Source organism: Chromobacterium alticapitis (assembly GCF_002924365.1).
Lineage (GTDB): Bacteria > Pseudomonadota > Gammaproteobacteria > Burkholderiales > Chromobacteriaceae > Chromobacterium > Chromobacterium alticapitis.
In genome coordinates this window covers 1-19927 of sequence record NZ_PQWB01000164.1, presented here as the reverse complement: position 1 = coordinate 19927, position 19927 = coordinate 1, and the positions used below count along the sequence as shown (strand labels likewise).

Genomic DNA, 19927 nt, shown 5'->3' with positions numbered 1-19927 from the left:
GAAAAACCATGTCTCTCAATGCCAATAGCGCCGGCGTGCTTGCCGGCAAGTTCACCATCCCGGCCGGCGTGCCGGCCGGCGCCAAGCGTGTGGAGTTCGTCGGCGCCGGCGGCAGCCGCGGCGAGGCCGTCTTTGTCGGCCAGGGCGAGCTGCAAACCGATTTGCGCCGCTTGGTGACCCGGATTACCGAGACCCGTTGGCAGGTAGACCCGCTGGCGCAAACCTTCACGCTCAATGCCGATACCCAGCTGGGCGGCGTCGAGTTGTGGTTTACCGCCAAGGGCGCCAGTCCGGTGGCGGTGCAGATCCGCGAAACCAGCAGCGGCGTGCCTACCCGCGCCGTGCTGGCGGAGGCGCGCCTGCAGCCGGCGGACATGTCGCTGGCCGGCCCCACCCGCATCCAGTTTTCGGCGCCGGTGTGGTTGCAAGGCAGCGTGGAATACGCGCTGGTGGTGCTGTGCGACGATGCCGACACCGCGCTGGCCATCGCCGAACTGGGCAAGTGGGACAGCAGCGCCAGCCGCTGGGTGACCAGCCAGCCCTACCAGGTGGGCGTGCTGCTGTCGTCCAGCAATGCCAGCACCTGGACGGCGCACCAGGACCGCGACATGGCGTTCCGCCTGCTGGCCGCCAACTACTCCGTCACCGTCAAAACGCTGGATCTGGGCAAGATCGCGGTGCAAAACGCCACCGACCTGATGCTGCTGTCGCTGTCCGACAGCCCCGCAGCTTCCGCCCGCGTCGAATACAGCCTGGGCCTGCCGGACGGCAGCGTGGTGCAAGTGGCGGACAGCCAGCCGGTGCGCTTGCCCGCGCCCTTGAGCGGCCAGATCGGCGTCACCGCGCGCCTGCTCGGCACCGAGCAAGCGTCTCCGGTGTTGTTTCCAGGCACCCAACTGGTCAGCGGCCAGCTGGCGCAAACCGCCGACTACGTCAGCCGCGCCGTTCCCGCCGGCAACAACGCCCGCGTGCGGGTGGTGTTCGAGGCGCTGATTCCGGCCGGCGCCAGCGTGGCGGTAGCCGCCGCCGGCATCGATCCCAGCGATGTGTTCCAGCCGGTGGCCTATCTGGGCAGCAAGCCGCAGGGCGACGGCTGGATGGAGATGACGCACGAACTGGCCTCGATCAGCGAAGCCATGGTGCGGGTCAAGCTGACGCTGAGCGGCAATAGCGCCGCGCGGCCGCGCGTGCGCAAGCTGCGCGTCATCGTGCTGTAGGAGGCGATATGGCGGAAATCCTGACGACGCCTCATCTCAACCTGCCGCTGCCGCATCCGGCCAACAGCCTGGCCGAGGACGTGCTGCGCATCCGCGACGCCTTTACCGCGCTGGACCAGAAGATCGCCAGCCTGGACGCATTGTTGGCCAGCGACGATCTGAATCTCGACACCTTGCAGGAGCTGGTGGCGGCCATCAAGCGCGAACGCGGCGATCTGGATCAGGCCGCCGCGCAATTGGTGGAGCAGAAGAATGCCCTCAATGCCCGGCTGGCCGAGCATGACGCGCAATTGAAAACCTTGGCGGCGCTGGCTTGCGCCGGCTTGTAGCCTGGAGGAATCATGTCAAAAGACTTGCAAGACTACCGCGGCCAGCTCTTGGCGCGGATCAAGAGCCAAATGCTGGCCGCCGACTTCGGCAATGCCGGCGCCAGCGATCTGGTGATGCAATCGGCGCTGCTCAAGGCGTATAGCTTTGTCGGCAATCTGGACGCGCTGGATATCGATTATCTGCTGGACATGACGGCGGCGGATCTGGACAACCATCTGCAAGACGCGGCCAACAGCGCGCGCTTCGGACAGCTGCTGATGTCCACCCGCGCGGTCAAGGCGCTGGCGGCCAGCGCGCCCATCATGGCCGCCATCGCCGGCAGCGCCGCCGCCATGGCCTTGCTGGCCGCCAACGGGCCGGCCACGGCGGCGATCGCCGACAATGCGCAGGCCATCGGCCAGCTGGCGCTCAGCGCCACGGCGATGAAGGCCTTGGCGGGCAGCGCGATTGCGATGTCAGCCGTGGCGGCGTCCTCTACGGCGATGGCCATTGTTTCCGCCTCCACCATCGCCATGACGGCGCTGGCGGCATCGACGCCGGCGATGAACGCGCTGTCAGCCTCGGCCTCGGCGATGTTTTCCATCGCGTCTTCGGCGACGGCGATGGCTGTGGTGGCGGCTTCTGCCACGGCGATGGCGACGGTGGCGGGATCTTCTGTGGCCATGACGGTTTTGGCGTCAGTCGCCGCCGCCATTGCGGCCCTGTCGGCCTTCCCCGCTGCGATGACCGCCATCACTTCATCCACCACTGCGATGGGTATATTGGTTTCCTCGCCGATCGCGATGCCCATTCTTGCGGTCTCTACCACCGCAATGGCGGCACTGACGGCCTCAACGGTGGCGATGACAGCGCTGGCTTCGGCCTCTGCCGGCCTAGCCATTGTGGCGGCCACGCCGACTGCAATAGGGGCAATCACGGCTTCCGCCGCTGCGATGAATGTCTTGGTCGCCTCATCTATAGCCATGGCGGCGCTTGCGGCCGTCAGCGTCGCAGTTACCGCAATGACGGCTTCTGCCACTGCGATGACGGCGATTGCCGCGTCCACAACGGCGATGAATGCGTTGATCGCTTCGCCAGCAGCCTTGTCGATCTTGTCTGCATCGACAACGGCTATGGCGGCAGTGTCGGCTTCTACTGTGGCGATGGCGGCGGTAGCGGCTTCTTCGCCGGCGATGGTTGCGCTGGCGGCGTCCGCGACGGCGATGAACGCCCTGAACGCATCGGACATCGCCATGAACGCGCTGTACGCATCGCCTCTGACGACAAAGATCAGCTACAACTCCACCCAGATTTGGAGCGGCGTAAACACCTTGCGCTCCGGCGTCACGTTGTTTGTGCGCTTGACCACTAAGGCGGGCGTAGCGGGCTGGGGCGAGGGCAATAGCGTCAATGAATGGATGTTGTTCGACGGCGCCCAGATCAATTTCGCGGAGCGCAACGCGAACCCGTACAACCACACCGCGATGGCGTCATCTCCGCGTCTGCCGATGCGCCGCTGCGCTTCCACTTTGCAAATCCGCGTCTACCAGGCGTGTGAGATCGCCTATATCGCGCTGCCGGCATAAGGAATATCCCCATGAAACAATTTATTTTCGACAAAGTCACCCGTCGTTGCATCGGGTGCGTGGAAGGCGTGTTTGACGGATACAACGGGCAAGGCTTGTTGGTGGACGCGGACCACATCTCCCCAGACGTGGCCACCGACGATATGGGTGGTTTGTACCTGTCCGATGATGGCGTCACGGTCAAGCAAGATAAGGCCGCGCAGCTGTCCCAAGCCAAGTCCGGCCGCAAAGCCCGCGTCAAGGCCGAGGCGGCCCGGCTGATTGAGGCGACCGCCTGGAAGCTGGAGCGCGCGCGCGAACGCGAAACCGCCGGCTGGGGCACCCTGGCCGAAGTGGACGCGGCGCTGGCCGAGCGCGAGGCGATACGCCGCTCGTCCAACGCCGCCGAGCAGGCTTTGGAGGCGTTGACCGACGTGGCCAGCGTCCAGGCTTTCGCCTGGTCGGTCGATGTCCAGGTCGCCGCGCCGCGGCGGCTGACCCACAAGCAATTCATGGCCCGTTTCAGCGACGCCGAAATCCAGGCCATGCTCAAGTCGTTTTCCGACAACTCCCCGCTCAGGACCTGGTGGGAGCGTTTCAGCCTGGCCAGCGACATCAGCCTGGATGATCCGGCCACGCAGACGGGCGTGCAGGCCTTGGAGGACGCCGGGCTGATAGGCAAGGGCAGGGCAGCCGAGGTGCTGGGCAAGGCGCCGGCCAAGGCGTAAGGCGCTTGACCGCGCCCTCGTCCCTGCGCCTGGGGGCGAGGGCGCGCGCAGCCGCGAAGCGCCCCGGGCTGGCGCGCCCCGCGCGTTTTCCTGCCTATCGATTGCGCCAGCCTTCCCTCGATCGCCTTTCCTCCCCGTTTTGCCGGGGGGCGGGAGGCCTCCCTCGCCAAAACGTCCCATCCGCTTCCCTAACCCTGTTTACAAGCCTCCGCCCACGGCGGTTTGGCACCATGACGCCATGACGAAGCTAAGCGAAATCTCCTCCCTGCGCTAAGCGCGCGCCGCCGATGGATGGCTTCGGCGTCAAGGCGGCTGTCATTGGCATGGCCGTGTCCGGCGACGTGACGGTTGGCGGCAAGAGCCTGACCGGCCATACCCACATGGGCGCGCATGACCCCACCAGCCCAGCGCTGTCAACCGTGTTTGGTTTTCACCCGTCTTCTTTCATTCAATCGGAACGCATGATGAGCAACGACTTTTTCACCATCTTGACCGCCGTCGGCAAGAACAAGCTGGCGGCGGCGACCACCGGCGGCGCGCCGCTGAAGCTCACCCAGATGGCGGTGGGCGACGGCGATAACGGCGGCTACTACACCCCCAGCGAGGCGCAGGCCGCGCTCAAGCATGAGGTGTGGCGCGCGCCCTTGAACAATCTGGCCACCGACCCGCAAAACCCCAACTGGATCATCGCCGAGCTGGTGATCCCGGACACTGTCGGCGGTTTCACCATCCGCGAAGTGGGCGTGTTCGACGCCGACGGCGCGCTGATCGCCGTCGGCAAATTCCCGGAAAGCTACAAGCCGGTCTTGGCCGACGGCGCCAACAAGCAGCTCTATGTGCGGCTGATCATGGAGGTGAGCAACGCCGCCGCCGTGACGCTGCAGGTGGACCCCAGCGTGGTGCTGGCCACCCGCGCGGCGGTGGATCAGCGCATCGCCGAGGAATTGGCCAAGCTGGACGGCAAACCCTCGGTTCGCGTCGCCACCATCGGCGCCATCGCGCTGGCAGGCCTGCAGACGATAGACGGCGTAGCGCTGCAAGCCGGCGACCGCGTGCTGGCGAAGAACCAGGCCAATGGCGCGGACAACGGCATTTACGTGGCCGCCGCGGGCAACTGGGGGCGCGCCGCGGACGCCAATGCCAGCATGGAAGTGACGCCAGGCCTGTTCGTGGCGGTGGAGCAGGGCGCGGTCAACGGCGGGGCGATCTGGCAATTGCTGGACGCCGGGGCGCCGGTGGTCTTGGGCGTCACAGCGCTGGTGTTTGAGCGGGTGTCCGGCCGCACCGGCGTGTCAGCCGGCAGCTACAACCGGGTGACGGTGGGACCGCGCGGCGAAGTGCTGGGCGGCTCGCAGTTGGTGGCCTTCGATCCGGCGCAGACCTTCCCGGTACAGGCCTATCGGCGCAATGCGCTGATCAACGGCGGTTTCGATATCTGGCAGCGCGGGGTGAGCCAGACGACAACCGGATACGGTTCCGCAGATCGCTGGCTGATGGATCTGGGTAGTGGCTTGTCTGGGGTGACGATGTCAAAGATGGATGCCAGCGTAGCGGATACCGAGGCGCTTGGCGGAGCGACTTCTTTCCTGCGCTTAGCCTTGACCAAGGCCCCCTCATCCAAGGTCCGAGAGTACTGCCAGATCAACCAGCGCGTCGAGAATTTGCGCCGCTTTTCCGGCAAGCAGCTGACGCTGAGCTTCTGGGCTAGGGCCGATAAGCCTTGCTCCATCCTGGCTTATGTCGAGCAGTGGTTCAGCGCGCCTTATGTCGAGGCGCTCAAAAACCGGGCGTTGAATAGCGCCGCGGCAAATCTGAGCAGTGCCTGGCAACGTTTCAGTTTCACATTCACCTCGCCCAGTTTGCAGGGGCGTGCCATCGGTAGCCAAGGCGATGATTGCCTGAGCGTGTTTATCGGTCTTTCGTATAGCGATGCGCTTCCTGAGTTGAATGCCATTGCCACCGCGCAAACCGGCGTGTTCGACATTGCCCAGGTGCAGTTGGAGGAGGGGCCGGTCGCGACGCAGTTTGAGCGGCGCTTGTCTGGAGAGGAGTTAGCGTTGTGCCAGCGTTATTACGAGACCGGCTACGCGGTGGCCCGCTATATGGGTGGGGATGACAGTGTTGGATGGGTGTCTTTCAAGCAAAGCAAAAGAACTTTTCCCGCCATTGCATTCAGACATCCGGTTACTGGAGTGCCAGGTCAAGGGATTGCTACTAACAATGGATCGCCCACTCCGGATGTGGCTGGCATCGGACTGATTTACAACACCAATCAAGACAAGCTGACGGATGGTTTTACTTGTGGTGCCGCAGCTTTTATTCCATCGAATGCGAATGATGCAATCATACAGTCCCGCTGGACCGCCGACGCCGAACTGTAAACGGAGAACACGACCATGTATCGATTGACCGAACAAGCGGACGTGATCGTCCGCATCGCAGACGGCGCGCACATTCCGCGCGGCCACCGCTTCTGGGACGAATACGAAGCCTGGCTGGCGCAGGGCAACGCGCCGCAGCCCAGGGAAGGCCTGGCGCAACTGCGCCAGCGGCTGCTGTTCAGCCTGGACGCGGCGGCGGATGCCGCCAGCCAGCCTTACGCCGGCAGCGAACTGCGCGCGCAGGAGTATCAGCGCGCCGCCGCCGAGGCCCAGGCGTATAAAGACGCCGGTTACAAGGGCGACGCGCCGGCCGGGGTACAAGCCTGGGCGGACGCCAAGGGCCTGAGCGGCAAGGACGCGGCCGACGGCATCCTGGCCAAGGCCCAGGCCGCGGATCAGGCGCTGGCGGCCATCCGCGCCATCCGTCTCAAAGCCAAGGAGGCGGTGCGGGCCGCCGCTAGCCTGGACGCCGTCCAAGCCGCCGCCGATGGCGCGCTGGCGCAGCTGCAGGCGTTGGAGCCGGGTGCGCAGGATACCGCCGCGCCGTCCGCCGCCGCCAAACCCAGCCTGTGGCGCGCGCCGCTGCAGCTGTTCTCGCGCTAAGTCCCCGCGCGGCGCCTCGCCGCGTCTTTCCCGCCCGCGCGGCCGCTTAGGCGTTCGCGCGGCGCCCGCGGAGCCTGATCCATGATCGACACCACCCCCAATCTTGTGGCGGGCGATGGCCGGCTCGCGCCCATCGCCGAGCTGAGCCGACGCTTTCAGCAGATAGCGCTGCCGCCTTTCCTGGTCTACCTGATAGACAACGTGCAGGCCGAGTGGCTGCCCGCCCTGGCTGCGCAGCTGCACGTGGCCGGCGACGAAGGCTGGCTGCTGGCGCGCAGCGAGCGCCAGCGGCGCGACCTGATCCTGCAGGCCATCGCCCTGCATAAGCGCAAGGGCACGCGCTGGGCGATGAGCCAGGTGCTGGCCACGCTGGGCCTGAACGGCCGCATCAGCGAGTGGTTCGAGTACCAGGGCGAGCCCTACCGTTTCCGCATTGACCTGGACCTGTCCGCCGGTTTGCCGGAGGACACCTACCACGCGCTGCGGCGCATGCTGGGGCAGTACGGCAATGCCCGTTCGCTGCTCGAGGGGCTGAGCCTGCGTTACCAGCGCCATGACATTCTGCCGTATTTGGCTTCCACGGCGGAGGGCGGCGAGCTGGCCTCCGTCTATCCCTTCCGTATCCGCCAGTTGGAACAGCGCCAGGCCTGGTATCCAGTTGCCGCGGCGGGCGGCGCGGAGCGCGCCACCGTTTATCCCTACCGGCAGACCCGCTGGCAGGGCGGGCAGCCCCTGGCTTGGGGCGGCGCGCCCCTGGCGCGGGAAACCGTCACCGTTTATCCGTTCCGGCCCGCGCGTTTCGAGGGCCAGTCTCCCCTGCGTTGGGCCGCCGGCTTGCTGTGCCGCGAAACCGTCACCGTGCCGCCGTTCGGCTTCAACGCTTTTTCTAAAACGCTTTAAAAGCCTCCGCCTACAGCGGTTTGGCACTATGACGCCATGACAAAGCTAAGCGAAATCTCCTCCCTGCATTGGCAGCCGGCGTTGCAGCCGCGCGCCGCCAACCCCGGCCCCAACGGTTTTCCGGACATTGTGGAGAACCTGGACGACATCCATCAGGCGCTGCGCATCATCCTGGGCACGCCCAAGGGCTGCGACCCGCTGCGGCCGGAGTTCGGCAGCGATCTGCACCGCTACCTGGACTACCCGGTGGACCGCGCCCGGCCGCATGTGGTGCGCGAGGCGGTGGCCGCCATCGGCCATCCGCAATACGGCGAGCCGCGCGTCGAGCTGGTGCGCGTGCTGTTCAGCGTGGAAGCCGACGGCAGCGCCCAGCTGTGCGCGCAGTGGAAGCTGGCCGACGGCGTGGTCCGCGAGACCGAGCTGAAGCTGTAAGCCACCCGACAAGGACCCAACCATGAGCCAGATAACGACCGACTTGCCCAAGTTCATCAACGACGATCCGACGGCCATCGCCCAGGAAATCGCCGCCTACTACCAGGAAAAAGCCGGGAAAAAGCTGTATCCCGGACAGGTGGAGCAGCTGCTGATCGACCTGATCGCCTACCGCGAAAGCATGGCCCGCGCCGCCTTCAACGACGCCGGCCGGCAAAACCTGGTGGCCTTCGCCCGCGCGCCGATGCTGGACTATCTGGGCGAGCTGGTGGGCGTGACCCGGCTCAGCGCGCAGCGCGCCACAGGCAAGGCCAAGCTGACCTTTCCGGCCAAGGCCAGCGATTCGGGCATGACGCAGGTGATTCTGCCCGCCGGCAGCAAGATAGCCGGCAACGCCAATGTGCAGTTCCAGACGGTGGCCGAGCTGGTGGTGACGCTGAATGCGGGCGCGCAGGACTTTACCGTGGATGTGGAGGCCACCGTGCGCGGCGATATCGGCAACGGCTTCCAGCCGGCCGACCTGAACCAGTTGGTGGACACCCCGGGCGTCAAGGTGGACGTGGTGGGCGTGGGCGCCACATCGGGCGGCATAGACGTGGAAGACGACGAGCGGCTGCGCGAGCGCATTCGCCTGGCGCCGGAGTCGTTCAGCGTGGCCGGCAGCGTGGCGGCCTACCGCCACCACGCGCTGAGCGCCACCCAGGGCGTGCTCGATGTCGCCGTGGTCAGCGCGTCCAATCTGGGCAAGATCGCGCCGCCGGGCGACCCGGTGCAGCCGGGCGAGGTGCGGCTGTTCCCGCTGTTCCGCGGCAACCAGCCGGGGGCGGGGCAGCTGGACCAGGTCAAGAGCGCCTGCAGCGCCGACCGGGTGCGGCCGTTGACCGACAAGGTCACCGTGGCGGCGCCGCCGAACTATCCCTTCCAGGTGACGGCCAGGCTGCAGCTGTACGCCAACAGCGACAGCCAGCAGACGCTGAAGGCCGCCAACGCCTCTCTGGACGCCTATCTGGCCGGCCGCGACGACAAGCTGGGCTGCGACATCGTGCCTTCGCAGCTGGTGGCCGCGTTGTCCGTGCCGGGCGTGTACCAGGTGACGCTGAGCCAGCCGGCCGCCGCCATGGTGGTGCCTTACTTCGGCTGGTCCAGCTGCACGGCGCGCGACGTTCAGCTCGACGCCGCCGACCTGGACGGAGTGGACCATGACTGAGCGTTACGACCGGGTTTATCCGCCCATGCTGCGCGGCGATGCCCGCTTCGGCGCGCTGGCCGAACTGACCCGCCGCCTGGGCGCGCCCTATGCCGATCCGGACAGCGCGGCCACCCAAGGCCAGTTCGAAACCGGCGAGCTGCTGGTGTACCTGGTGGACAACGCGCAGGAAGCGCTGCTGCCGAGGCTGGCCGAACAGTTCCACGTGAGTGGCGACGAAGGCTGGCTGCTGGCCAGTGATGACGCCAAGCGGCGCGAGCTGATCAAACGGGCCATCGAATTGCATCGCTACAAGGGCACGCGCTGGGCGCTCACGGAAGTGTTCCGCGTGCTGGGCATACGCATCGAGCTGAAAGAGTGGTGGGAGGCCGATGGCTCCGGCCAGGCCTACACCTTCGACCTGACCGCCTGGGCCAATGACAACCTGCTGCCCGGCCAGGCTGTGCTGAACCCGCGGCTGTACCAGCGCCTGCGCGGCATGATCGAGCAAGTCAAGCCGGCGCGCAGCGCCTACGGCTTCAAGATCGGCGCCGCCTTCCGCCAGCCGCTGCGCTGGGTCGGCGCTTTGCAGGGCAGGGCGCTGAACCGCGCCGACGCGGCCTGCCGGCCTAATCCGGCCAAGCCGCTATCGCAACCGTTGCGCCTGGCCGCCGCGCTGAAACCGCGGGCCGTGATGCGCGCTTACATGGAGAGCAATCGATGAGCAGCACCCCCTTGATCCCGCTGATCCTGGATTGCGGCCTGGCCGCCATCCAGCTGGCCGGCCACGACGGCGTCCAGCTGCGGATCACCCATATCGCGCTGGGCGACGCCGGCTATGCGCCGGATGTGGCGCAAACCGCGCTCAAGCATGAAATCGTCCGCTACCCCATCGCCGACGGCCAGAGCCAGGGGCCGCGCCAGCTGCACCTGACCGCGCTGGCCAGCGACCAGACTGAATTCTGGGTGCGCGAGGTGGCTTTCATCCTGGAAAACGGCCAGCCGCTGGCCATCTGGTCCGACCCGAGCCAGGCCCTGGCCTACAAGCAGGCCAATCTGGAGTTGCTGCTGGCCTTCGACCTGGCCCTGTCCGGCGTGCCGGCCGATAGCGTGACGGTGCAGTCCACCGGCGCCGGCCTGAACCTGGCGCTGGGCGAGGAGCTGGCCAGCCTGGGCGCGGCGCAAGTGGACGAAATGACGCGCGGCCTCAAGCGCGACGACGCCCTGCGCGGCCAGCAGGCGCGCCAGGACCAGGCCGAGCAGCGGCTGGCCGGCCACGACGACCGCCTGAACCGTTATGAGGGCCGTTTGAACGGCCACGACGACGCCTTGTTAACCCTCGATCAGCGCGGACAGCAGTACCGCGACGATCTGGCCGAACTGGCCACCGCACAGGCCGCGGCGCTGATCCAGCTGCAATGCCTGACCCTGCAACGCAGTGTTTTGAATCCCAAGTGAAGGAGAGATCATGAGTTTGGAGCAACAAGTCGCCGCCCTGGTGACGGCATCGAACAATCTGACCGGCGTCGTCGCCGGCAAACAGGCCGATATCGACGCCAAGGTGGCGGCGAAGATCAACGATCTGGAGCAGTGGCGCAGTCAAAATATTGCGTTGATGCCGCCGAATCTGATCGACAATGCGCACATGATGAATTTGAATGACAAAGGTGTGCCGATTGGGTTCAGCGTATATGGCGATGGCGCAATCATTCAAGCCGTCCATCCGTATACCAAGGGTTATGAGGGACCGTATGTCGATACTAAGCCGGCCAATGCCGCGAATAGCCCGGTAGAAGCCACACAAGATAAACCATATTGGTATGGTTCTTACAATATGGGCGCGCGTAGCGGGCGAGGTGGGCTGTCCGGAGGCTGGGGGGGACTGACTACCGGTCATATTCTAAAGGTGACAACACCTAATACAAAAGGTGTGAATAATCAATTTAGATCGGTGTTCACGGGGGCAAAGCTTCCAGTAGAGTTGAGCGCAGTATATTTTTCTGCCTGGTTTTATATAGAGAAAGGTAGTATCGGCATTGGCCAAGATGCAGGCTATACGGGTAATAATATTTTCTATCCTGGGACTGTTTTGATTGATAAGAAAATGACTGCTGCTTCGCAGGATGGGTGGTATAGATACTCTGGCATTATCGGGACGTCGCAAATCACGACTCTAGGGGCTAATCAAATGTGCATAGGGTTTGGCGAGGGCGAGACAGAGTTTTACATGGCTCTCCCCTATATTGGCGTCCCGTTTAATGCTAATTTCATGGTGGGTTGATAGGAGGGGTTATGTACGTTTTCTTTAAAGGACAGCCAAATGGTTTTATTCAGGACCGAACCATTGTCGATGATATGATTGTACGCGGTGGCTTGAGTCGTGATGACTTCAGCTATGTCTGCACGGACCAAGAAGCCAGGGAGCAGTGCGAGGCCTACATTCTGAAAAACTACCCATTATGGAAACAGGCCAATATCACACGAGACGGTCCTGATGCGAGTCGCAACGCAATGGTAGACTTCATCAACTCTTGCCGAGCTTGGAGTAATGCTCAGCCATGCAATCCCCTGGTGTTAGAAGGAATAAAGCCAAGGGTGTAAGGTCTTGATGACCGATTCTATAGGTAGATTTGGTTGAAATTCAGTTCTTGGTGTTTTGTTTTTTAGTGATAAGAGAAAATTGAACTGACATAGTAATGTTTATTCAATTTGTCATAGATTATATTCAGTATCAGTCATCATGTTATGCCGGGCTTCGCCCGAAGCTCGGCAGCTTCTCCTCCTAGTGCTTCCCCCCGCGTCTTCCGTCATCGCGTCCAATCTGCCTTCCATACGCTCTTTCATCGCTCCAGCTTCATCCCCGTCTATTTCCGCCTTCGTTCGCCGTGCCTGCGGTTCATCCCATCTTCTTCTCCCCGTTGGTCTCTAGGGCACCTCGAAAAACCCTCCTTTTCGGCAAAAATCGCCTTGTAACTTGCTGATTTTGTTACGCCACAGTTTTGGAGAGTGAGGTTTTTCGAGGCACCTTCTAGCCCGCCGCGCATCGGCAGCGTCCACCTTTCTCCTTTCCGGAGCCTTTCCCCATGTCCATCTTCTCCGCGCTGGTCCTTCCCCTCGAATCCCAAACCCCTTCCCATGCCAACGTCGATACGCCGCGCTTGGCTGAGGCCATGCCGTCTCCGCGCCTGAGCGCCGTCTTCCGTCCGCTGGCCGTATTGCGCTTGTCCATGCAGGCCGAGCGCCGCTGACCCCTCGCTGTTTTCCTGTCTATAGCGGGCCGCTGCCCACGGCCCGTCCCGCCCCTTTCCCTTCACCCAGGAGGCTGTATGCAGCTCCATTCCCGCGTCCGCCCGCTTGCAGCGGCGACGTCCTTTCCCGCGCCAGCGGGGGGAGGCGGCCATGGCTAACGCCGTCTCTCCCATCCTGAAACAAGACGCCCGCTTCAGCCCCTTGGCCGCGCTGACCGAGCGGCTGACCGACATCGACCTGACGCCTTTCCTGGTCTACCTGCTGGACAACGTCGACGCCAAGCTGCTGCCGCAGCTGGCCGAGCAATTCCACATCGGCGGCGACGAGGGCTGGGCCCTAGCCGAGTCCGACGAGGCTCGCCGCGCGCTCTTGCACAGCGCCAACGAGCTGCACCGCTACAAGGGCACGCCCTGGGCCATCCGCGAAGTGATACGCCGCCTGGGCCTGGGCGAAGTGGAGCTGATCGAGGGCCTGGCCGGCCAGCGCCGCAACGGCCTGATCCAGCGCAACGGCTACTACGTGCACGGCGATCCGGGCAGCTGGAACCAGTACCGGGTCTTGCTGGGCAAGCCCATCACCAACGACCAGGCAGCTCAGCTGCGCCGCATGCTGGCGCTGTACGCGCCGGCGCGCAGCGTGCTGGCCAGCCTGGAGTACCAAAAGGTGGCCAACCGTCACAACGGCGCCATCCGCCGCAACCGCCAATTCAACCGAGGGAGTGCCTAATGGCCAATCTGCAAGAAAAACCCGTCTGGGAGACGGGCATCTATCAACTGGAAACCACCGACCCCGTATTGGGCGGGGCGGACGGCGTGGACAATCTGCAGGCCAAGCAGCTGGCCAACCGCACCACGTTTTTGAAGAAACAGATAGACGATATGGTGGCCGGCGCGCTGATCGCCGAGTACGCCGATCGCTTGAAGACGCCGCGCAATATCGCCATGACCGGCGACGGCGGCTGGAACGTGACATTCGATGCCGGCGGCGATGTCAGCGCGCAGATGACGCTGAAGGACAGCGGCGTGGCGGCCGGCAGTTACGGCCAGGTGACGGTGGATTCCAAGGGCCGCGTCACCGCCGCCCGCGCCATCCAGCCCGGCGACGTGCCGCCGCTGGACTGGGGCAAGATCGCTAGCGGCAAACCGACGACTTTGGCGGGGTATGGCATCGCGGACGGCCTCACGATTCGGCCGCAGCTGGGCGATAAAGTTGACCTGAACACTATCACCGACGATGGCCTCTACCATAACCCCGGCAATGCCTATGCAGCTAACGGCGCCAATTATCCGGCGCCCCACGCGGGCCTGCTGTTTGTATTTTCCGACGACAATATGGTCTACCAGCGCTACCAATGTTATGACGACGCCGGCTGCTGGTATCGCTGCCGTTACCGCGGCAACTGGCAAGCTTGGCGCAGACATGCAGACGCATCGACCACGCTGGCGGGCTACGGCATCACCGACGCCGCCAGCAAGACCGATCTAGCCAGCGGCCTGGACGCTTCGCGCACCTTGCGCAATGTCGAGTACCTGAAAGCCACCTCGACCAGCGGCGCGGCAGGCCGCATCGCCGGCATCAACGCCAGCAATCAACTATTCATAGGCGACATCGACGGCGTGGCCAACCTGCTATCCCTGCAAGTGGCCGGAGTGGCCGTGGCCAGCGCCACCAAGGATGGCCTGCAACTGAACGGCGCGCCGACGGTGCCGACGCCGGCGGCCAATGCCGGCGGCCAGCAGGCGGCCAATGTCGCCTATGTGAAGTCCGCCATCGACGGCGTGGTGGCCGGCGCGCCCGGCGCGCTGAATACCTTGAAGGAGTTGGCCGATGCGCTGGGCAGCGACGGAAACTTCGCTGCCACGGTCACCAACAAACTGGCCACCAAGGCGGACAAAGCGACCACTCTGGCGGGCTACGGCATCGCTGACGCGGCTAGCGCCGGTGACTTGGCCAAGGTAGCCGCCAAGGTCAACAATCGCCGGCTGATATGTGTGCGGGCCGGCGGCTATTCGGCGACGAACGGCTCGGCTGGCGTGGAGATCGATGGCGTGACTGTCGGTTCCGCGGCGCGCAGCTATAACATGTTGCAGTTGGATGTTAACGGCTCGGTCAGCCGCTCCGCTACTTTCGATGTGTCCGGAGGCGTAGACCAGGGCAAGGCTGCCGCGAACTGGCTGAATGCGGCGCCGAACAGTGCCGTGGTGATCGTTTACACCTGGGACGAGCCACAGGGCAATCGTTTGAGCGGCGGCTTACCGGAAGCCTTGTATCGCTGCGGTGCCAGCAGCGCGGTTTTCGCCAGCGACCAGTTCCAGTACCGCAGCGCCTATCTGCTGATTGGCAAGGCCGGCTGCGGCGAGGGGCAGGGTTTGGAGCGCTATCGCGGCGACAAGGGAAATAGTCCCGATGCGCAACTCGAGGTGAGTTTTGAACTGGTCGGCGGCCAATTCATGCTAGTTGGCGCGCAGGGTAGCGACCAAAACTGTGTCGCCACCGTTACCAATAAGCTGGACGGCAAGGCGGACAAGGCAACCACGCTGGCCGGCTATGGCATCGCCGATGCAGCTTCCATTAATGGGAATAGCTCAAAGACCTTCAACGTGGCCAACGCCACCGCCGCGGCGCACGCGGTGGCGCTTGGACAGTTTGGCAGCTCGCTCGCGCAGAATGGTTATCAGTATCTGCCGAATGGATTGCTGTTGCAGTGGGGGAAGTCTGGAGTGATAGCCGGCGCATCCTCAGTGACCGAAAAATTCCCTATCGCCTTCCCAAACGGAGTTTTTTCCATGACGGCAAGCTCGTACCTGGATACGAATAATAGCGAGACATTCAACGTATTTATTGTGAGTAATTCACAATATAGAGTTACAAGCGGGTTTGCTGCGGCGGTAGCTGCGCCAGTCTGTTGGATCGCAATTGGCTATTAATCGCCCGCGTAATCAGCTTGATTGCATTATTTCGATTTTTATATCTTGAGGTCTGAAATGGGACAGAAACTTGCTGCATATGATGCGCATGGAGAAATTACAGCATTTTATGATTCGATTGAATCTCCGCCCGTTGATGGTGTAGATGCCATCCCGATTACCGACGCGGAGTGGCAGGCATGTTTGAGCCAGCCAGGCTGGGCGGTCGCTGACGGCAAGCTGTTTGCGCCGCGCCTGCCATCGGCGGCGGCGCAGCTGCGGCAGGCTCAGCGGGCGCAGTGTCAACGGCTGCAGGCGGCATGCGAGTCGGCCATTACCGCCAGCTTCCCGTCGATGGCCTTGGGGCCGCAGCCATGCGTCTACGGCAGTCAGCTGACGGATCAAAACAACTTGTTGTCTGCGTTGTCAGCGGCGCAGGGACAGTCGGCCAACTGGACCACGCTGCTGTGGTGCGCTGATGGGAAGGGTGACTGGTCGTTCTTGCCCCACACTGCCGAGCAGGTTATGCGGGTGAATCAGGATTGGGTAGCATTCCGCACCATGCAGCAGCAGAAATACGCGTCGCTGATGGCGCAAGTGGCGGCGGCCGCCACCGTGCAGGCTGTTCAGGCCGTGGACTGGCGCTAGCGATGCCTTTTTCGGTCTCTTAGCCATGAACAAGTTCTGAGTTGGCGAGGTTTGTTCATCTCTGGAGTTTGCCTTTTATCAGTTGTTTGGGGTCGTGGCCCAAACAGCCGGCTTGGCCGTCTTCAAGCTACTTCTTAAACCGCCTTGCAAGGCGTGCGCCGCGCGCCCGGGCACCATGTCGTCCTGACCGGATGGCCGGCTTCGCATGAGGCCGGCCGTCTTCGCGCGTTTGCGCGGCGATGGCGTTGGCTGGCCTTTTCTTGTCGGCGTTATCTCGCTATTGCCCGGTCATGCTTTCGCCGCTGCCGCCCGCGGGCCGGCAGCCCATCACCGCTCAAGCAAGCGAGGAACGACATGGCTTTTTTGAAGGAAACGAACAGCTGGGAAACCGGCATCTACCAGCTGGAAACCACCGATCCGGTGCTGGCCGGCCCGGACGGCATCGATAACCTGCAAGGCAAGCAACTGGCTAACCGCACAGTCTATCTGAAAGACCAGATCGATCAGCTCGCCAGCGGCAAACAGGCGGCCGGCAATGCCGCCAAGCTGAGTACGGCGCGCAATATCGGCATGAGCGGCGACGGCAGCTGGAATGTGATGTTCGACGGCAATGGCGACGCCAGCGCGCAGATGACGCTGAAAGACAGCGGCGTGGCTGCCGGCAGCTACGGCCAGGTGACGGTGGACGCCAAGGGCCGCGTCACCGCCGCGCGCGCCATCGTCGCTGATGACTTGCCCCTGTTGGATTGGAGCAAGATCGGGTCCGGCAAGCCGACCACCTTGGCGGGCTACGGCATTGCCGATGGCGCGAGCAAAACCGATCTGAAAACGGCGGTGGATGGCTTGGTGGCGGGCGCGCCAGGGGCGCTGAACACGCTGAAAGAGTTGGCCGATGCGCTGGGCAGCGACCAGAACTTCGCCGCGACCGTTACCAACAAGCTGGCCGGCAAGGCGGATAAGGCGACAACGGTGGCTGGCTACGGCATTAGCAATCTGTCGCATACCACGGACGGAACCTTTTCAATAGGCAAGACCACGCCGAACACTTATGACGGGACGATTTATGCTCGCGGTACGATGGAGTTGAGGTCGACCGGCAGCGATTTTCCGTCTATAGGCCTGCATAGGCCAGGCATCAGCGCTGTGGCGCTGGTGCACAAGGGCTATGGCGCGGACACGTTGGTGCTGAAGGAATCCAGTGGCGGAGAATATCGTGTATGGCACAGTGGAAACTTCAGCCCTGACAGCAAAGCGGATAAGGCTGGGACGCTGGCGGGATATGGCATTACCGATGCGGTGCCATCTGCGCAAGGCATGATGCTGAGAGGGACTATTGACCAGACTCAGTTGGATGCCGCCTCCGATTCTGGGTTTAGAGCGGTGAATCGTTCAGGCTTTACCAGCGCTCTGGTTACGATGAATGCGGGAGGATCAGTTGGGCCATTCCAGCTGGAGGCATTCTACTCTGGTGATTTGCGCTGGCGTAATCAAACCGATAGTAAAAGCTGGACCGATTGGAAGAGAATTTGGCATGCGGGTAATTTTCGTCCAGATGACAAGGCAGATAAGGCTAGTACTTTGGCCGGGTATGGCATATCGGATGCTGTCAGTAAAAATGACTTCTCACTGCTAGTTAATAAAATCGCGAGTAGGAAGCTGGTTAGAGTGCGGGCTACCGGCTATGCTGTGCCTAATCGAAGCAGCTGGCTGGAAATAGACGGTGTGGTGAAGAGTTATGGCGCTCGCAGCTATAATATGGCGCAGCTCGATAGTCTAGGCAATATCGCCCGGGATGCGGTTTTTGATGTGTCGGGCGGAAATGGACAAGCGCAGGCTGCGGCGGATTGGTTGAATGCTGTGCCCGATGGCGCATGGGTCATTGTCTATACTAGCGACGAACCGCAAGGAAATAGAGATCCCAGCGGGGCCTTTGGTCAAGCCTTGTATCGTTGCGGAGCTAGTCATCAAATATTCGGTTCCAGTTCTTTTTTCTATCGAAGCGCTTATATCTTAATTGGCCAGGCTGGAAGCGGGGAGGGAAAGGGGCGGGAGTATTATCGTGGCGATGGTCCATCCAGCCCAAATGCCCAATTGGATGTTAATTTCGATCTGATAAATGGCGAGCCTGTTTTGCCGGCGTTGGCCGCCAGTGATGCTTCGTTTGGTACTGCAGGTTATCAAAGGTTGCCTAGCGGATTGATTATTCAGTGGAATAATAGCGCTGCGGCGGCGCAAGGCGGGGTGGATGGCATTGTCAATAATTTCCCTATAGAATTCCCCAATTTTTGCCTTGCGGTACTATCTGTGCACTCGGGGACGGATACTTCTGTTAATGTCGTGGTGCAGAGGTGGAATAATACCAGCGTTGTGCTTCGTAGCAGCTATGCTCCGGCAGGCTCTGGCGTTCAAGCGCCTTATTTTGCAATTGGCTATTGAGAGGAATAGGGATGAAATTCAGCAAGAAAACGGGTTGTTTCTATCCTGATGATATTTTCTATTCAAATATGCCGGGTGATTTGATAGAAGTTTCCACAGAAGAATTCAATGCCGCGCTGGCTCGGAAGGCGGGAGCTACGTTAGATGTACAAAATGGGAAATTGTTGATTGGTGAGGCGCCGTCTCTTAGCGATGGGCAATTGTTGGATCATGCCAAGCAAAATAAAACCGCTTCCATTGTCACTGCAATCAGTCAATTGGAGTCTGAGCAGCATCGTGCGACGCGTGAGGTGTTGGCGGCGATATTGGCGGGCAGGGCCGTGGCCGATATCTTGCATGACGAGGCTGGGGCGCGTTTGCTGCGGGTGGAGTCTGATATCAGTCAATGGCGCGCTAAGCTGTCCGACGTGTCCAAGGCCCAGACCATGGCGGAGTTGGCGGCGATAGCTGCATAAGCGTAGTCCTTCAGAGCAAAAGCCCATCCGTTTTCGGATGGGCTTTTGCATGAGTGGCGGCAAGGAGAACGTTTAGGGCTTCCCTGCCTCCCATCCACCGCCCAGCGCCTTGTAGACGCCGATGGTGGTGTTGAGCCGATCCAGCTTGGCGCTCACCAGGTTCAGCTCGGACTGGAAGCTGTTGCGCTGCGCGTCCAGCACGTCCAGATAGCTGGCGTAGCCGTTGTCGTAGCGCAGGCCGGCCAGCTTCAGCGTGCGGTTCAGCGCCGCCAGCTGCGTGGTTTGCGCCTGCAGCACTTCGCGCGCGCTGTTGTTGGCGGCCAGCGAATCGAGCGCGTCCTTGAACGCGGTCTGCACCGTCTTCTGGTACTGCGCCAGCGCCTGCTTCTGGCCGGCGCTGGCGGCGTCCACGTTGTAGCCGGTGGCGCCGAAGTTGAACACCGGCGCGGCCAGGTTGCCGGCGAAGCTCCAGGTGCGGGTGGCGCTGGTGAACAGGCTGTCCAGCGACAGGCTTTGCGAGCCCAGCGCGCCGGTCAGGCTGATGCTGGGGAAGTAAGCCGCGCGGGCCACGCCGATGCGGGCGTTGGCGGCGATCAGCTGCTGCTCGCTGGAGGCCACGTCCGGCCGGCGCTCCAGCAGGCTGGACGGCAGGTCGGCCGGCACGTCGGGCGGGGTGGCCAGGCTGTTGATGTCCTTGCCGCGCTTGAGCTTTCTTTCCGCCAGCTGCTTGGGGCTATGGCCCAGCAGCACGCCCAGCGCGGTTTCGGTCTGCTCCAGCGAGCGGGCGATCTGCGGGACGGCGGCGCGGGCCGAGGCGGCCTCGGCTTCGGCCTGGCGCTGCTCCAGCTCGGAGATCAGGCCGCCGTGGAAGCGCTTGGTTTGCAGCTTCAGCGATTCCTCGCGGCTATGCAG

At 62.9% G+C, this 19927-nt stretch carries 22 protein-coding genes; 19 read left to right on the top strand and 3 right to left on the bottom strand.

The features are described from left to right. Positions 1 to 8: 8 nt before the first annotated feature. Positions 9 to 1217, top strand: coding sequence for a hypothetical protein (locus tag C2I19_RS20325; RefSeq protein WP_103904410.1), 1209 nt, complete (start codon positions 9 to 11; stop codon positions 1215 to 1217). 8 nt (positions 1218 to 1225) lie between these two features. Then, the gene (locus C2I19_RS20320) at positions 1226 to 1546 is read left to right on the top strand and encodes a hypothetical protein (protein WP_103904409.1); all 321 of its coding nucleotides are present in this window, start codon (positions 1226 to 1228) and stop codon (positions 1544 to 1546) included. A 15-nt stretch (positions 1547 to 1561) separates the two neighbouring features. Here C2I19_RS20320 and C2I19_RS22165 read toward each other — a convergent pair whose 3' ends face one another. Together C2I19_RS22165 and C2I19_RS22160 are read right to left on the bottom strand one after the other, a co-directional pair. After that, positions 1562 to 1762 carry a hypothetical protein gene (locus C2I19_RS22165; protein WP_158253783.1) on the bottom strand — a complete coding sequence of 67 codons (201 nt, stop codon included), beginning with the start codon at positions 1760 to 1762 and terminating at the stop codon, positions 1562 to 1564. After that, the gene (locus C2I19_RS22160; RefSeq protein ID WP_103904408.1) at positions 1723 to 2781 is read right to left on the bottom strand and encodes a hypothetical protein; all 1059 of its coding nucleotides are present in this window, start codon (positions 2779 to 2781) and stop codon (positions 1723 to 1725) included. The genes C2I19_RS22165 and C2I19_RS22160 overlap by 40 nt, the downstream gene beginning before the upstream one ends. Between C2I19_RS22160 and C2I19_RS22155 the strand changes: the two genes are divergently transcribed. The 17 genes from C2I19_RS22155 to C2I19_RS20240 all read left to right on the top strand — a co-directional run bounded on the left by C2I19_RS22155 (position 2780) and on the right by C2I19_RS20240 (position 19015). Next, positions 2780 to 3112 (top strand): hypothetical protein, encoded by a 333-nt coding sequence (locus tag C2I19_RS22155; RefSeq protein ID WP_103904407.1) that lies wholly within the window; start codon positions 2780 to 2782, stop codon positions 3110 to 3112. The two genes, C2I19_RS22160 and C2I19_RS22155, sit on opposite strands and share 2 nt — an antisense overlap. Before the next feature lie 11 nt (positions 3113 to 3123). Then, entirely contained in the window at positions 3124 to 3819 is a 696-nt protein-coding gene (locus C2I19_RS20305; protein WP_103904406.1) for a hypothetical protein, read from the top strand. Positions 3820 to 4106: 287 nt separating this feature from the next. Next, a complete protein-coding gene (locus C2I19_RS20300) occupies positions 4107 to 6200 on the top strand; it encodes a phage tail protein (RefSeq protein ID WP_199181304.1) in 2094 nt (697 codons plus the stop codon). A gap of 15 nt (positions 6201 to 6215) precedes the next feature. Beyond that, the gene (locus C2I19_RS20295) at positions 6216 to 6803 is read left to right on the top strand and encodes a phage tail protein (RefSeq protein ID WP_103904405.1); all 588 of its coding nucleotides are present in this window, start codon (positions 6216 to 6218) and stop codon (positions 6801 to 6803) included. 81 nt (positions 6804 to 6884) lie between these two features. After that, a complete protein-coding gene (locus C2I19_RS20290; protein ID WP_103904404.1) occupies positions 6885 to 7703 on the top strand; it encodes a phage tail protein I in 819 nt (272 codons plus the stop codon). Between the two features lie 36 nt (positions 7704 to 7739). Continuing rightward, the gene (locus tag C2I19_RS20285) at positions 7740 to 8135 is read left to right on the top strand and encodes a GPW/gp25 family protein (RefSeq protein WP_103904403.1); all 396 of its coding nucleotides are present in this window, start codon (positions 7740 to 7742) and stop codon (positions 8133 to 8135) included. A 22-nt stretch (positions 8136 to 8157) separates the two neighbouring features. Continuing rightward, on the top strand, positions 8158 to 9342 hold the full coding sequence (locus C2I19_RS20280; RefSeq protein WP_103904402.1) for a baseplate assembly protein: 1185 nt from the start codon (positions 8158 to 8160) through the stop codon (positions 9340 to 9342). After that, positions 9335 to 10045 carry a phage tail protein I gene (locus C2I19_RS20275; RefSeq protein WP_103904401.1) on the top strand — a complete coding sequence of 237 codons (711 nt, stop codon included), beginning with the start codon at positions 9335 to 9337 and terminating at the stop codon, positions 10043 to 10045. The genes C2I19_RS20280 and C2I19_RS20275 overlap by 8 nt, the downstream gene beginning before the upstream one ends. After that, positions 10042 to 10779: a phage tail-collar fiber domain-containing protein gene (locus tag C2I19_RS20270; protein WP_233201303.1), complete on the top strand. Its 738-nt coding sequence runs from the start codon at positions 10042 to 10044 to the stop codon at positions 10777 to 10779. Before C2I19_RS20275 ends, C2I19_RS20270 begins: the two co-directional genes overlap by 4 nt. A gap of 10 nt (positions 10780 to 10789) precedes the next feature. Further along, on the top strand, positions 10790 to 11602 hold the full coding sequence (locus C2I19_RS20265) for a hypothetical protein (RefSeq protein ID WP_103904400.1): 813 nt from the start codon (positions 10790 to 10792) through the stop codon (positions 11600 to 11602). A gap of 11 nt (positions 11603 to 11613) precedes the next feature. After that, positions 11614 to 11922 (top strand): hypothetical protein, encoded by a 309-nt coding sequence (locus C2I19_RS21880; RefSeq protein ID WP_146056901.1) that lies wholly within the window; start codon positions 11614 to 11616, stop codon positions 11920 to 11922. 482 nt (positions 11923 to 12404) lie between these two features. Then, a complete protein-coding gene (locus C2I19_RS22150; RefSeq protein ID WP_158253782.1) occupies positions 12405 to 12569 on the top strand; it encodes a hypothetical protein in 165 nt (54 codons plus the stop codon). A 151-nt stretch (positions 12570 to 12720) separates the two neighbouring features. Continuing rightward, complete coding sequence (locus C2I19_RS20260; protein ID WP_103904399.1) at positions 12721 to 13296, top strand: phage tail protein; 576 nt, start codon at positions 12721 to 12723, stop codon at positions 13294 to 13296. Further along, entirely contained in the window at positions 13296 to 15497 is a 2202-nt protein-coding gene (locus C2I19_RS20255; protein ID WP_103904398.1) for a gp53-like domain-containing protein, read from the top strand. Before C2I19_RS20260 ends, C2I19_RS20255 begins: the two co-directional genes overlap by 1 nt. 21 nt (positions 15498 to 15518) lie before the next feature. Further along, positions 15519 to 16124 (top strand): DUF4376 domain-containing protein, encoded by a 606-nt coding sequence (locus tag C2I19_RS20250; RefSeq protein WP_146056900.1) that lies wholly within the window; start codon positions 15519 to 15521, stop codon positions 16122 to 16124. Positions 16125 to 16478: 354 nt separating this feature from the next. Beyond that, a complete protein-coding gene (locus C2I19_RS20245; RefSeq protein WP_103904396.1) occupies positions 16479 to 18560 on the top strand; it encodes a gp53-like domain-containing protein in 2082 nt (693 codons plus the stop codon). Between the two features lie 11 nt (positions 18561 to 18571). Further along, positions 18572 to 19015 carry a hypothetical protein gene (locus C2I19_RS20240; protein ID WP_103904395.1) on the top strand — a complete coding sequence of 148 codons (444 nt, stop codon included), beginning with the start codon at positions 18572 to 18574 and terminating at the stop codon, positions 19013 to 19015. A 72-nt stretch (positions 19016 to 19087) separates the two neighbouring features. Here C2I19_RS20240 and C2I19_RS20235 read toward each other — a convergent pair. Beyond that, on the bottom strand, positions 19088 to 19927 hold an 840-nt coding region (locus tag C2I19_RS20235), incomplete at its 5' end, for an efflux transporter outer membrane subunit (RefSeq protein WP_146056899.1).